This is a genomic window from Thermaurantimonas aggregans, from assembly GCF_003851885.1.
In the GTDB taxonomy this organism is placed as follows: domain Bacteria; phylum Bacteroidota; class Bacteroidia; order Flavobacteriales; family Schleiferiaceae; genus Thermaurantimonas; species Thermaurantimonas aggregans.
This window is the reverse complement of the sequence record NZ_BHZE01000015.1, coordinates 22,078-36,128: the sequence shown is the minus strand read 5'-3', so window position 1 is coordinate 36,128 and position 14,051 is coordinate 22,078. Positions and strand designations below refer to the sequence as shown.

16 protein-coding genes are annotated in these 14,051 nt (G+C 38.9%); 7 read left to right on the top strand and 9 right to left on the bottom strand.

Annotated features, from left to right (window positions below):
- Positions 1–42: 42 nt before the first annotated feature.
- Genes EIP89_RS07850 through EIP89_RS07840 form a run of 3 tightly spaced genes read right to left on the bottom strand, consistent with a single transcriptional unit; the run spans position 43 to position 3,984 of the window.
- A complete protein-coding gene (locus EIP89_RS07850; RefSeq protein ID WP_124398125.1) occupies positions 43–1,473 on the bottom strand; it encodes an O-antigen ligase family protein in 1,431 nt (476 codons plus the stop codon).
- Positions 1,470–2,501, bottom strand: coding sequence for a GumC domain-containing protein (locus EIP89_RS07845; protein ID WP_124398124.1), 1,032 nt, complete (start codon positions 2,499–2,501; stop codon positions 1,470–1,472). The genes EIP89_RS07850 and EIP89_RS07845 overlap by 4 nt, the downstream gene beginning before the upstream one ends.
- Positions 2,502–2,556: 55 nt before the next feature.
- Positions 2,557–3,984, bottom strand: coding sequence for an oligosaccharide flippase family protein (locus EIP89_RS07840; RefSeq protein ID WP_124398123.1), 1,428 nt, complete (start codon positions 3,982–3,984; stop codon positions 2,557–2,559).
- Positions 3,985–4,125: 141 nt separating this feature from the next.
- On the opposite strand from EIP89_RS07840, the gene EIP89_RS07835 reads away from it, so the two are divergent.
- Positions 4,126–4,593: a Fur family transcriptional regulator gene (locus EIP89_RS07835; RefSeq protein WP_124398122.1), complete on the top strand. Its 468-nt coding sequence runs from the start codon at positions 4,126–4,128 to the stop codon at positions 4,591–4,593.
- 30 nt (positions 4,594–4,623) lie between these two features.
- A complete protein-coding gene (locus EIP89_RS07830; protein WP_124398121.1) occupies positions 4,624–5,892 on the top strand; it encodes an adenylosuccinate synthase in 1,269 nt (422 codons plus the stop codon).
- Here EIP89_RS07830 and EIP89_RS07825 read toward each other — a convergent pair whose 3' ends face one another.
- Positions 5,893–6,516 (bottom strand): hypothetical protein, encoded by a 624-nt coding sequence (locus tag EIP89_RS07825; protein ID WP_124398120.1) that lies wholly within the window; start codon positions 6,514–6,516, stop codon positions 5,893–5,895.
- Between the two features lie 34 nt (positions 6,517–6,550).
- Here EIP89_RS07825 and EIP89_RS07820 point away from each other — a divergent pair, with 34 nt between their 5' ends.
- From EIP89_RS07820 to EIP89_RS07800, 5 genes are all read left to right on the top strand, one after another.
- Positions 6,551–7,312 (top strand): hypothetical protein, encoded by a 762-nt coding sequence (locus EIP89_RS07820; protein WP_124398119.1) that lies wholly within the window; start codon positions 6,551–6,553, stop codon positions 7,310–7,312.
- Positions 7,309–7,965: an NUDIX hydrolase gene (locus tag EIP89_RS07815; protein WP_124398118.1), complete on the top strand. Its 657-nt coding sequence runs from the start codon at positions 7,309–7,311 to the stop codon at positions 7,963–7,965. The genes EIP89_RS07820 and EIP89_RS07815 overlap by 4 nt, the downstream gene beginning before the upstream one ends.
- 30 nt (positions 7,966–7,995) lie before the next feature.
- Positions 7,996–8,763, top strand: coding sequence for a lysophospholipid acyltransferase family protein (locus EIP89_RS07810; protein ID WP_124398117.1), 768 nt, complete (start codon positions 7,996–7,998; stop codon positions 8,761–8,763).
- Positions 8,764–8,897: 134 nt separating this feature from the next.
- Complete coding sequence (locus EIP89_RS07805; protein WP_124398116.1) at positions 8,898–9,665, top strand: hypothetical protein; 768 nt, start codon at positions 8,898–8,900, stop codon at positions 9,663–9,665.
- The gene (locus EIP89_RS07800; protein ID WP_124398115.1) at positions 9,662–10,423 is read left to right on the top strand and encodes an MbnP family protein; all 762 of its coding nucleotides are present in this window, start codon (positions 9,662–9,664) and stop codon (positions 10,421–10,423) included. Before EIP89_RS07805 ends, EIP89_RS07800 begins: the two co-directional genes overlap by 4 nt.
- Positions 10,424–10,512: 89 nt before the next feature.
- On the opposite strand, the gene EIP89_RS11760 is transcribed toward EIP89_RS07800, so the two are convergent.
- The 5 genes from EIP89_RS11760 to EIP89_RS07780 all read right to left on the bottom strand — a co-directional run bounded on the left by EIP89_RS11760 (position 10,513) and on the right by EIP89_RS07780 (position 14,018).
- Positions 10,513–10,698, bottom strand: a complete 186-nt coding sequence (locus EIP89_RS11760; protein WP_503827245.1) for a T9SS type A sorting domain-containing protein — start codon at positions 10,696–10,698, stop codon at positions 10,513–10,515.
- 516 nt (positions 10,699–11,214) lie between these two features.
- Positions 11,215–11,484, bottom strand: a complete 270-nt coding sequence (locus tag EIP89_RS07795) for a hypothetical protein (protein WP_124398114.1) — start codon at positions 11,482–11,484, stop codon at positions 11,215–11,217.
- Between the two features lie 126 nt (positions 11,485–11,610).
- Complete coding sequence (locus EIP89_RS07790; protein WP_124398113.1) at positions 11,611–12,024, bottom strand: hypothetical protein; 414 nt, start codon at positions 12,022–12,024, stop codon at positions 11,611–11,613.
- A 282-nt stretch (positions 12,025–12,306) separates the two neighbouring features.
- Positions 12,307–12,705 (bottom strand): DUF3667 domain-containing protein, encoded by a 399-nt coding sequence (locus tag EIP89_RS07785; RefSeq protein WP_160160561.1) that lies wholly within the window; start codon positions 12,703–12,705, stop codon positions 12,307–12,309.
- A gap of 287 nt (positions 12,706–12,992) precedes the next feature.
- Positions 12,993–14,018 (bottom strand): threonine aldolase family protein, encoded by a 1,026-nt coding sequence (locus EIP89_RS07780; RefSeq protein ID WP_124398111.1) that lies wholly within the window; start codon positions 14,016–14,018, stop codon positions 12,993–12,995.
- Positions 14,019–14,051: the final 33 nt, after the last annotated feature.

Below are 14,051 nucleotides of genomic sequence, written 5' to 3'. Positions count from 1 at the left end.
GGGTGTTATTAAGCTTTAGTGTAAAGAGTAATAATTTGAAAATTAACTATTTTTCTTTTTTTCACCCATGTAATAAACATCGGCGCACACAAGCAGCGAAATGAAAGAAAATACTGATACTGCTGACTTATCGATATCTAAAAAATTGTTCAGCAAACCATGTGAAAAGTACGTGATGAGGCCTAAAAATGCTGCGAGCACCAGAACTTTTGTTTCGTGATTTAGTTCAGAATTGTACATTTTATGACCCAAAATGAATATCTGAAGCACAATAGCGAGCACCAGTATCAGCCCCGGTAACCCCATTTCAGCCAACGGACCTAAATATTCGCTATGTGCGTTGCCCAAATCAGCGTTGTTAGTAGAAATGATAGTTTTTTCGTGTGGTTTTTGGAAAGGTGCGTATTGAAACATATAGGTGCCTGGCCCCCACCCGACGACAGGTCGCTCCTTAAACATTCGTATTGCCGATTTCCAGCGATTGATGCGCTCCAGATTCGATACATCTGTGCTAATATTTGTGGCTGATGTTACGTGCTCACCTAAGTCGTCGCTTGATACTTTTTGATTTTTAGAGAGTACCATATATATATCTGTCCAGTTATAGAGTATTACCCCGAGTAAAAGAGCAAATGCCGCAACTACCGTGTACCACTTAATTCTCAGTACTAAAATCAATAAAACACCTGTAGCTGCTAATACACTCAACCATGCTGCGCGGGTAAAAGAAAGAATGAGACCTACCAGCAAGATGCCCAATACTATAAAATAAAGAATGCGAATCCAGAGCTTGTCCTTAATAAAAAAAGCAAATGCAAAACTCACGGGTACATACATGGCCAAAGCTGCACCATAATTAGTATGCTCTCTAAAAAAAGGAGTCATTACCCATGTACTTGCTTGCTTGGTAAGGCCAAACTCAATGTGCCTGACCAAAGTGTAAATGACAACTACCGTAAGTGGAGCCATATAAAACCAAAAGAAGGTTTTTAAATTTTCCTTCTTTCTTAAAAGTAATGAAAAAAGAAAATAAAAAACGACAACAAACCAAAGTCTGGCCAAAAAATATTTGAACGACACAAAGGGCATGCTGCTGGTAAGCGAAGTGAAAAACATCCAAAAGAGATAAATTACCAGCGTGAGCGACATAGGGTGGGCTGAAAACTTTGGTTGAAACTTTCCTTCAACGAAAATTTTAAGAATGAATAGAATCAGTAGTCCGGCCATAAAGGGTTCACCTGGCACGCCGACTGCAGATTTTAGATCTTCAAAATAAATTTCCACTGAAAAAGGTGTGCTGAGGAGCAAAAACCACAGCACCTTGTCCATGGCTAAAAAGGTGAGAGCTGCTAAAGCCAATCCAAAGGGAATGACCATCAATAAAAAATTCTCAGTGGCTGTAAAAATGGCTACACAAATCAGGTACAGAATTCCTGCACCGTAAATTATGGAATTGTTGGACAGATTTTTCAATCCTCCCGCTTTGTTTGGCGAATATTTTCTACCACAGCTAAAACAATCATGGTAAATACCAACGAGCTCAAAAAGCTCAATAAAACAATCAGGCTACGAACGGGATAGGTCTTGCGCTCAGCCGGATAGGCCATATTTACTTTGAAAGTAGCAGGTAAAAATTCGTTAACATCCACTTTGGCCTGGTCGTATTTTGTTTTGAGTTTTACTAACTCCTCCTTCAGCAACGACAATTCGTCGCGCAGCGAAACATAAAGGCCGCCATATTTAGCCAAAGTATCCAGCATATTTTGTATTTCGCGAGCCTTTCTACTGCCAGGGCCCTCCTTCACAATGGCACTTCCGAGCTGCTCAGTAAGTGCGGCTACTTGTCGCTCATAATCGTGCACTCCTTTGAATCTAAGTTCTGTAAGCTGATTTTCCTTGTCTTCGATTTCTTTTTTAAGCGCTAAATATTCATTTTCGACGATTGCAAGTGCTTTTACTGCTCGTTCTTTTTGAATTTTATTTTTCACCTCATCCAGCAATGCAGCAATTCGATTAGCTATCATAGCAGCAGTATCAGGCGACTCATCCAATACCTTGATTTCAACCGACATAAATTCTGTACGTCGAAAGGAAATGTTTTTGTTGTACTTCTTCTGTAGTTTTGTGTACTTATACTTGGCTTTCGGATTAATGCGATAATGTCGCATTAAATCAAATTCTTCAATAATACGGTTTTTAATTTCATCAGAATTTAGTATTTGAAGCAACTGCTCAGCTTGCTGCTCTTCACCAAACTGAAGCACATCCTGATTTACCCCAAATTGCTGTGGAAGCAATGCCTTTGATACAGAATACGTGGTGGAAGGAAAGAGTATTACCGTGCTCTTATACCGAGGGTAAATAAATGGAGGAGATGAAAATATGAAAGATAGAACAGCTGCTGATATTGATATGATAATCAAAGGCTTACGCCATCTCCATGCAAACAAGACGATTCCTGTAGAGTCGAAAATGTTTCGATGCTTTTTTGAATGCTTCATCAGCAATGCAAATTTTTGCCAAACCTACAAACGTCATGAAATACTTTTTGCTTTTTTATTGCCTTAGTTTAAAAAATGGCTTGTCCAAAACTGCTTGTGACAGTTCATTGCGCATCTTGTAAATCCAAACAGCTCCCCCTGTTGCAAAGACGATCGTTAAAACTTTAAAACCTACTTCCAAATAAAAGAAAGACAATGAAACAACTAATCCTGTAACGACTAAAATTTGAATTCTTTTAGTAAATGAATTTTCGAGATTATACACTTCAATGATATAGTATAATTGAGCGAAAAAGATAAATACGTTTGTGAGAATCATACCAACAGATGCACCATTAATATTGTATAACTTTATGAGAAAATAATTTCCAAGTATTTGGAAAAAAGCAGCAATTATTGAAATGCGAATTAAATATGGGATTTGTCGGTAAGCAGTCAGAAAAGATCCCAAAACAAAATTTGAAATTATAAATGGATATGCGATTAAGTGCAATTGGAAAATTTCGGTGATTTTGCTTGTGTCTTCTTTGTATAAAATGTAGATGACTTTATTGGATATGAACATAAAGAAAAAAGTTATTGCATACCCAGTAAAAATCATGATTAAAACAATGGATTGTAGCAATTTTTTTGATTCGTTTTGCTCAGCTTTTAAACTGGAAAAAAGAGGCAGCAATATTACTGACGACAAATATCCATATTGCGATAGAAAATCAATAATTCTAAAGCTGGCAGCGTAAATGCCTGTAAATCTGCCTTCTGTCATGAGTTGAATCAACGTACTGTCTACTCTTGTGTAAATTCCCATCACAAAAATGAGTAGCGTATAGGGAAGTGCCTCTCTAAACCAGTAAGTGTTTAAAGAAAAATTCCGAAAGGTAAAATTCAAATGTTTTTTCAATAGTGTAATCAAAAGTATGGCACTAAAAAGTAGTGATAGTATTTGCACATATAAAAACGTTTCAATTGAAATGGTATTTGAGTGGAAAAAATACAAAATAAAACCTAGTATTATTGTCGAAATAATTTTATCCAATATAGAATAAAAAGAATCGTTTTTAAACTGCATGTGAGATGATAAATATGTACGCAAAAAGAGAATGAAATTCGTAAGTGAATGAAAAATCGAAGAAATGAAAACTATAAAGATAATTTTTTGATCATTGAAAACAATTGCTGAAGAAATTACTGCTATCAAAACATACAAGAGAGAAAAAAGTAGCTTTAATGGCAAAACAGAAGCATATGAAAACTCTTTTTGAAGCGAATTATCAGCCAAATGAATATTGTTAAAATGGTTTAAACCCATATCTGAAATTATAGAAAAGATAAAAGCGAAGTTGAAGGCTGTGAAATACATGCCATACATGTCATGTCCTACAGCATTTTGCACGGGTATGTCGATAAAAAATACCCAGATCGGCTTTATCAATACATTGAGCAACAGTAGAAATGCAAAATTTTTTAAGAAGTATAGAATCATTAAGGTAGTCTTTGGGAATCTGTTGTACGAGCCCCGGGGTCAAAAGTACGCTCCCTTAAGAACGTAGAAACACAAAGAAATACGTTTGATGTTATTCAGATGAGGCAATCCATCGCCTGCAATTCAATATTTTTGCTCCGTATGCACAGCAAGGACGTTAAAAAAGAACAATTCGAAACGGTAAAAAAAGTCTTTACCGAATATCTGGAGAAGAAAGGGCAGCGCAAGACTCCAGAGCGCTATGCGATTTTAGAAGAAATCTATGTCAATACCGAACACTTTGACATAGAAACACTCTACGTGCGCATGAAAAACAAAAACTATCGAGTAAGCCGTGCCACACTCTATAACACCATCGAACTGCTGCTCGAATGCAATTTGGTACGCAAGCATCAATTCGGTCAAAATCAAAGTTTTTACGAAAAATCGTATTTCAACAAACAACACGACCATATCATCATTCAAGATACTGGTGAAATCATCGAATTTTGCGACCCGCGTATCCAATTGATTCGCAACACGGTAGAAGAAATTTTTGGCGTGAAGGTGATGAGCCACACACTTTACTTCTACGCTCAAAGAACATCACCCGAAAAACCTGAACAATAATCCATCAACACATCATCAATCAGACCAAACATGGCAATAGACGTATTACTCGGCCTTCAGTGGGGCGATGAAGGCAAAGGAAAAATCGTGGATGTACTGACCAAAGGGTACGACATCATCGCGCGCTTTCAGGGAGGTCCGAATGCAGGCCATACCCTTGAATTCGAAGGCGTTAAACACGTACTACACACCATCCCATCGGGCGTCTTTCACACCAATGCCATCAATCTCGTAGGCAATGGCGTGGTCATCGATCCGGTAATCTTTTTAAAAGAGCTCGAAACCCTTGAAAAAATTGACCCTACTGCCCGTCAAAGAATCTTAATATCGCGCAGAGCACACCTCATACTGCCAACACATCGCTTACTCGATGCTGCCTCTGAAGCTTCGAAGGGCAAAAACAAAATCGGCTCTACCCTTAAGGGAATAGGTCCGACTTATATGGACAAGACCGGTCGAAACGGCATACGCGTTGGCGATATTGAACTTCCTTATTTTATGGACAAGTACAATCAGTTGGTAGCCAAACACAAGCAATTGCTCAACAACTATACTTTCGATTACACACATCTGCCACAGCTCGAAGAAGAATGGATGAATGCCATCGAGCGATTCAAAAGATTACAACTCATTGACAGTGAGCACTATCTGCATCGCGAACTGAAGGCTGGTAAATGCATACTTGCGGAAGGTGCACAAGGCTCGATGCTAGATATCGATTTTGGCACCTATCCGTATGTAACTTCTTCAAATACCACAGCCTCAGGAGCTTGCAATGGATTGGGCATTCCGCCCACTAAAATTCGAAAGGTGATCGGTATTTTCAAAGCTTATGCTACACGTGTGGGCAGCGGACCCTTTCCCACCGAGCTCCACGATGAGACGGGTGAGCTCATTCGCCAGCAAGGTAGAGAGTTTGGCTCTACCACAGGTCGCCCTCGCCGTTGCGGCTGGCTTGACCTCCCTGCCCTAAAATATGCCATTGAAATCAATGGCGTTACGGAAATGATGATGATGAAAGCCGATGTGCTCAGCATTTTCGACACCATCAAAGTGGCCACCCACTACGAGTACAAGGGCGAAAAAATCGATTACTTACCCTACCAACCCGACGAGCAATTTCTTAAACCCGTGTATGTGGAGCTACCGGGCTGGAAAATGGATATCACGAAGCTTACTGACTACAAGGATGCACCATACGAATTAAGACAATATGTTGATTTTATTGAACAGCAGACAGGTGTGAAAATCACCCTTGTTTCCGTTGGACCCGACCGAGCCCAGACGCTTAGGCTCTAATCATCGACCGGAAGTAAGCTTTAAGTAATCATAAATCATCTGTGCCAGGTATTTCCTGGCTTTTTTATTGGCATAGATTGAGTTAGTGTACACCTGTCCATTTAAAAACAGTTGAAGAGACTCTCCCCCTTCAACAGCTGGCAGTAGCCTAATGAAATTCTCTTTCATCTCAAAAGCATCCGCAGGAAACAGTTGTATTGTATCTCGTGATGTAAGGATTTGAGCGCTCTCGAGTTTCTGGTTGATTTGAGGGAATTCGGGATACAAAAAAGCCATTTGTTCACGAAGAGACACAATCAATCGGATATTTAAGTCTTTCTCCCCAAGCGATGCGGTGAATTTTCGGTGTTTGTATATTTCAAAACCAGAGGCTGAATCCACTGATTTTAGATAATAGTACGAACGAATGTTGTTAAAATAAATCCAAGCCGATTGGGTAAAATGGACTGCGTCAGGAGAAGTACTAATGTGTTTTTTGTTATAAAAAATCAAATTGATAATCACTAAAAACAAAAGCCCAAACACCCCTACCTTTGCAAGAGATTTTTTATCAACGTATTCATCTTTATCACTTGTCGACATTTCAATGATGAATTCAATACCGCAATTAAACAGACGAGCCATGTTCGATTGTTTTTATTAAATGAAATTTTTTAAGATGAGAAAATTCATTACATCCACAGTTATCGCGCTGTCCTTGCTTTCGTTTAAAAGCGATAACAGCCTATTGCTCAGGCTAAACGAGGGCCAAACCATCAAATATTCGAATCAACTTCTCACAAATGGGTACTCGGATGAAGCCCTGACAAGTGGTATTTTTAGAGGTGAGTTGCTTTTCAACCAAAGCGTAACCGTCACAAAATCAACAAATGAAGGCTATGAAGCAGACATAAAATTGCTTCGCATGAAGTTTAAACAAGAAAATCCGCGCTGGAGCATTGATTACGACAGCGATCGCAAGGATGCCATATCCGAAGGCAGAGGCGGGATGATGGCCATGTTTATGAGCTCGCTACTGCAGGAAACATACAAATTTGAACTGACCAAGACAGGTAAAGTGACTAAAAGACCCAAAATTCAAACCCCAGACGGAAACGATTTTGCTGCTGGATTCAGCAACATCTTCATCGAATTACCCGGCAGACCTGTGCGCATAGGCGACAGCTGGATGAACGAAATCACTTTTAGAAACTCGAAGTTTCAAATTATGTACACAGTAGCCGGTGTAGTAAACGGCTTATTGGAACTCGACACGGAAGTAGTAGGCGACGAAACTTCTCCTCCAGGTAAGACATACCTCGACCCTGCCTCAGGACTGCTGGTAAAGTCAGAATTTGAAACCATTAGCAAGCAATACAATCAAATGACCGGCACAGATGCCTTTGTAAAAACTAAAGTGGTCATTCAGTTGCTCCCATGAGCCAATCGAATTGGCAAGAATCTTTTCTTGAATTTCTAAAGGCAAGACCCACATTACCCGGCGAAGCGGCTCATGAGCTTGTCGCTCTCAAGGGTAGGGTAAAGGCTTCTGAAATCAATCAGCTTCAAATACGGCCAAAAATTTCAGCGGTAGCTGTGGTATTTGAAAGAGTTTATTCGGATGAATACCGAATAGTACTCATCAAAAGAAAGGAATATGCAGGAGTTCATTCGGCTCAAATCAGTTTTCCCGGGGGCAGAAGAGACGGCGACGAATCACTCATTCAGACCAGCCTTCGCGAGCTGTATGAAGAGGTAGGTATAGCAGTTGATGAAAAACAGCTGCTCACACCACTTACCGAGCTCTACATACCTCCGAGCAATTTTTTAATGTATCCTTTTGCCTACAAATGTGATACTGCTGTGAAGTGCTATCCAGATCCAAACGAAGTGGCCGACGTAGTGTATTTGCCACTGGAACGTTTAGCACAAGAGCCATGTTTTGAATTGCATTCAGTTGATGTCAGGGGGTTTAATCTTAGAGTGCCGGCAATAGAGCTATCTGGTCACATTATTTGGGGAGCTACTGCTATGGTATTGGCTGAAATTCACATGCTCATCAAAAGTTTTATTCGAAATTTTGAAAAAATGTAGCTTTGTCCTCTGTATTAAATCTCATAAAACTTGAAATTCCGAGACCCTTTTGGATATTCATACCTCATTAAGCGACTGGTGATTTTTGTCTTTGGCATTATCACCCAATTTCGCTTCAATGTGTTGTTTAAAAACAAAATTCAAGGCTCTCGTATATTAAAGGATTTGCCCGAAACAGGCGTGCTTTTTGTGAGCAACCATCAAACATATTTTGCAGATGTAGCCTTTTTGTACAATGTATTTAATTGTGCCAAATACAACGTTTTTGATCGCATAAATTTTCCATGGTTTATTTTCAATCCTAAACTCAACATTTACTTCATAGCGGCTAAAGAAACTATGAAGGCTGGGCTGCTGCCCAAAATCTTTGAGTATGCCGGGTCAGTGTCCATTAAGCGCACCTGGCGCGAGGCAGGTAAGGAAATAAGCCGTGGAGTAGACCCTCGCGACATAGACAAAATCATAAAAGCGCTTCAATCCGGCTGGGTGATCACCTTCCCACAAGGCACAACTAAGCCCTATGCCATTGGTCGTAGGGGAACAGCCCAAATCATTAAAATCGCAAAGCCAATAGTAATACCTATAGTAATCGACGGATTTAGAAGAGCATTTGACAAAAAAGGACTCTTAATCAAAAAGAAAGGTGTAACGCTCAAGGTTACCATCAAACCTCCTTTAAACATCGATTACAACGATACTCCTGAAAATATTATGAAGCTTATCATGGATGCCATTGAGCAGAGCGAACCCTTTCAACAGCCAAAAATCATAAAACCGGGAATACATTCCTCAGAGTAGATGAATTTTACATACATTATCTGTTGATAAATGTGCTGTTTTTTTAATCTGATGCATTTTGACCTTTTCCGAAGCAATACACCTTTCTTTTCGTTTGTTGAGATAGTACATTTGTCTTTCAACAAAATAAATCCATGACCAGGAAAATTTTAGTTGCTCTGCTGGGTATACTTTTTTTTGGATGTAACAAAGACATCAAGGAAACACTGAACTTCCAATACGAGCGCAGAAACATCTATGTAGGTCCAGTATTTTTCTACAGGGGAACAATTGTTTCGCCCGACACAGTATTCATGACAGATTACAATACCTATGTGCGCATTCAATCAATTCACGTTTTGTTTTCAAATTTTTACGTAACCACTGGTACGGATACTTTTTATACCGATACTTTGCTGAGAAATAAGCATTTCTTTACGGCAACTTACTCTGGCATCACACCGGCAGGCTATATGCGCGCTGGCATTTATACCAATGGTGGATACGGTTATTTTTTGGGTCTTGATAGTGCTGTAAATTATGGTTCACGCCCTGAAAACTATCCTGAAAACCACCCACTGGCTAATCCTTCAATCTGGGAAAAAGATGCCGGCTATGACTTTTTTCAAATGACAGGAACTGTAACGGATAGCTCAGTAACCGACTCTACCTTACGCACCAAACCATTCCGTATTAGAGTGCGTAACCTACAGAACTTCAAGCCGGTTAATCTTTTTCAGCTCAAGAATTTCAACATCGACAATCAAAATCGAATAGTATTTGAGTGCTATATTGGTATCGATAGTGTGATCAATCTTTACAATCTCTATCAAAACCCATCAGTTGGTGGAACCTCCTTCACACTCTCGTCACAAGATAGTATGCGAAACATCTTTAACAAACTCTACATCGATCCACAATGAAAAAGATTCTCACTTTTTCAATCTTATTAGTTGTCGGGATATGGTCTTGTAAAAAAGACAATCCAGATCAAAAACCACCTTTAGCTGAAGTAACAATTGAATTTAAACTCTTCAACGGCACTTCTGAAGTAGCCATGAATGCGGATTTCAAATTAGCTGATAATAGAACTATCAACGTTCAAGAGCTGAAGTTTTACGTAAGTCATGTAAAGTTTCTTCAAGAAAACGGTTCACACGGGCATACTGATTCTGTAATTGCACTCGTGCGAATGCTTGAACCTGAACACCAAAGTGTAACACTGCAGATTCAGCCTGGCACCTACAGCAGGCTTGAGTTTTTTCCGGGCCTGGACAGCATAGCTAATTCAAAAAATCCAGTCGATTTTCCAAGAGAGCACCCATTGAGCGCCTTTTTTAATATGCACTGGAACTGGAACATGCAATACCGCTTTGTACTCATGGAGCTTAGAGCTAAAGATTACAATCCAGCGGTCCCATGTTCGTACCATCCCGGTACTAATGCTCTGTTGAGAACAAGCACCGTAAATTTTGATAGGAGTTATCTTTTTGAGGCAGGAAAAAAATATAAAATCACACTTTTGATGAATGCAAGCACTATGTTTGATGGGCCCAGCGGATACATCGACTTCCTTACCGAAAATCAAGCGCACGCCGAACCAACAGACTTTGAGCTCACTAAAAAATTTATGGAAAACTTTGCCGCCTGTTTTCAATTTTTATCGTTGCAAAATCAATAAACTTAAGGATAAAAAAACCGGGAGTTTCCCGGTTTTTTTTTATCAACAAACATTTAATTTTTTAAAAACTTTTGTCGAAATAATCGATTTTAAGTATCAATTATCTCAATAAAATATGATCTACTTTTAACTGATTCCGTCACATTAGAAAGTTCATCGCTATTGACATTATCACTGTGTGATATAAATCTTCCGGTTAAAACGTAAATTTTACACGATGTTACTAAACCATCGTAAAAAATATTTATTTTGGATGTAACCGGATCAGGATATATGCGAGCAGTAGCAAAAGCTCTCTCTTGAACCTGCAGAAAATTACTGTTGTATAAGTTCAGAATCTCCTGAATGGATAGTTTCCTGTTGCAATAAAAGATATTGTCAACTTTGCTATTCTAAAGTGTCATTATATTGTTTAGTAGGCGTGATCCTATAGCGAGTGAAGAATATTCACTTTCATGATTTAAGATGGCTGATGCTCCATCTATTACTTTTTAGTCTATTATTTGTCCATTGAGAAAAAGCATTAAAATACGTCGAATTGCCCCCGTAGATTGTACAGTATCGAGAAACGTTGTAACTGCTAAATCCATTCCATTTTTTTACAAAAATTGAATCGTAACTACCGGGAGAAACATTCGTCACATGATATTTTAGGCACATGCTGATTTTTATATCCATATTGAATTTTTCCATCGATTCTAAATCGCAAGAAAAACGATAGACGAAGTTCCATAAGAGTGAAAAAGGTTTGGTTTGTTTTATCGAATCTGACATAAACCACAGAGCCATTGTTAGCTCCTGCTCTTGGAGGTTTGATTCATCACCTGAGTAATATACGTGAAAACAGAACCTGTACTTGAAAACCGTAAAGCATCATTGGCTATACCCGTGTGATTGGTATTAAACAGTGTCTTGGAAATTAATGGAGTAATATTATTCACAAGGTTTTGAGCCGTAGCATAAGTTATTGGAATGTGGACAAGCAATCCATTGGTCGGATAACTAATTTGCCCGTAATACAAAAAAGAAAGCATTAATAAAGCAATGCACAACTTTCTCATTTCAATTAATTTTTTGGTAAATCACTGAATTCCAAAAAATGAGAAAGCTGAGAAGTAATAAGTGCCCTGTACTGCAATATATCAGTTGCTTTCGCTTTAATTACTGATAGATTCAATGTTTTTTAGTTATGGTTTTGGCAATATGCACGGATTACATCTTACTTCGAAATACACAGGGACAATATGCTTTCCTTTTTGTAAGGTGACAGAGGCATCGGGTGTTTTTCTCCACCGGTCACACGTTTCACTTGCCAGTTCCACATCCGTAAGAATCTTTTCTGCTATGTAGATTTTTACTTCCCCTTTAGCACCATTTATTACCAAAGTATTGTCTTTGGATACTTTAATGGGCTTTGGCGATGCGTTGTTTTTTGAAACATAAAAAACTTCACCTTTCTGAGCGATGGCTTCAGTAGCCAAAGCCTGCCCAAAGGCACCTCCGCACTCGTGTTTTACCATAGTAATTTGAAGTGCTGTTTTGGAAGAAGTGCAAGAAAATAAGAGAATTAGCGGTGTTAAAAAACTCAATAACTTTTTCATACTGCGAAAATCTGTTTTTTAATTTACATATGGTTAATTTTTTCTCTATTACGCGGCATGTAGTGAAAAATAGACAAATATGTAGGAAATATAAAAAAATATAAAACCGAGTAGATATGCTGCAAATGCTTTGAAATAAGAAGATATCCGAAGGGGTCGATATACTGAGGCTACTGCTGTCGAAACATACACTAACATAAAAAAAGAAATATAGGAAAACAAATCCATTTTTCCGAAGACTTTTATCAGTGCCGAAATAGTGAAAAACAACATACCCACTCCTTAAAAATAGCATAAAACAGATAAAATTTCGAAGTAATTTAAATTGCCTTTTCTAAAAATTATCCATGTAAAAAAGGCCACAAAAAAACTCATGATCAAATTGGCATATCCATAATTATCTTGTATCCATTTCATACTTTGGTTTGTAAATTTAATGGCACGATCATCAAAACCATCTATTTGCACATCGACCATTATAGATTCTTCTACATGAAAATACTTATTGACAATCGAGTAAATGAGCGATGTGACCAACAAAAAGATGATTGGGGAGACATATTTTTTTCGGTTCCGATATAAATAAATATGCGCAGATTTGCCCGGCGCCATCAAAAAGTCGCGAATCGTGAGGAAGATTCCTTTTTCGAGCATAAAAACTTTTAATACTTCTGTAATCAAATATCGAAAGGTGATTTTTGGTACATTATTTTGTGTGCCACATATTGGACAATAATTCCCCTCAAAAGTGTATTGACATTGCATGCAAGTATTCATATCGAAATAGTTCCAGAATGTTCAAAAATAATGAGAAGTTTCTTTGGGAGAAGTTTTTAGTTTTTAAATATTTACAAAGAGTGAAGAATATTTATTTACTTAATATAAAAGTCAATTGGAAAAGGAATAAAATAGTTTCAACTTGATAATCTATTAAAGCAAAGAATGCCATGCTATATGTTTTTTCGAGATTAATCCAAATCATGGGTAGAGAAAACTTCTAAGCAATATTTGATATCATCGTCAGTGATGTCGAGATGTGTAACCAGGCGTAGCCATCCCTGACCCATGTAGATGAGTCGAATTCCATGCTTTTCAAGTTTTTCAGCCATCTCAAACGGATTTTTCTTAGATTTAAAAAGGACGATGTTTGTCTGAGGAGGAACGACCTCAGAAACCCAACTCGAGGCTTTAAGTCCATCAGCCAATTTACGCGCTCTTTCATGGTCTTCAGCAAGGCGATGAATGTGGTTTTCAAGAGCAAAAATCCCGGCAGCAGCCAAAAAACCGCTCTGTCGCATCCCTCCGCCCAATCGCTTGCGAATGCGCTTAGCTCTTGTGATAAAATCGACTGAACCAAGGAGCAAGCTCCCCACTGGACAGCCCAGACCTTTAGACAAACAAATACTCATGGAGTCGACCGAGCGATGGTAGTCTGCCGGCTGTTCGTTGTTGTGTATCAATGCATTGTAAATTCGAGCACCATCGAGATGCACTTTTAGTCCCAAGCGGTGACCTTCATCGGCTAAGGCGCGTATTTGTGCTGCTGTGTAACAAGTGCCCCCAGCTTTATTCACCGTATTTTCGAGCGATAGCAAGGCTGAACGCGCGTGATGGTCATCTATAGAATTGATATTGTGAGCAAGCGATTCAGGAGAGATGATGCCATGCTCACCATCGAGTAGCCGAATGCTACAGTGTGCATTAGCGGCTATACCTCCGCCTTCGTACCAATAAATGTGTGAGAGTCGATGACAGATCACCTCATCCCCAGGCTGTGTATGTGCCATGATGGCAATTTGATTGCACATAGTGCCTGATGGACAAAATATTGCGGCTTCAAATCCCCATATAGAGGCAGCCATTTCTTCGAGTTTTTGGGTGGTAGGGTCTTTATCTATCACATCATCACCCACTTCGGCTTTCATCATGGCCTGTAGCATGGCAGGGGTCGGACGTGTAACGGTGTCACTTCGCAGGTCAACTTTTCTGATCATTGGCTAATAAATTGTCAGTACAAAGAAATTTTG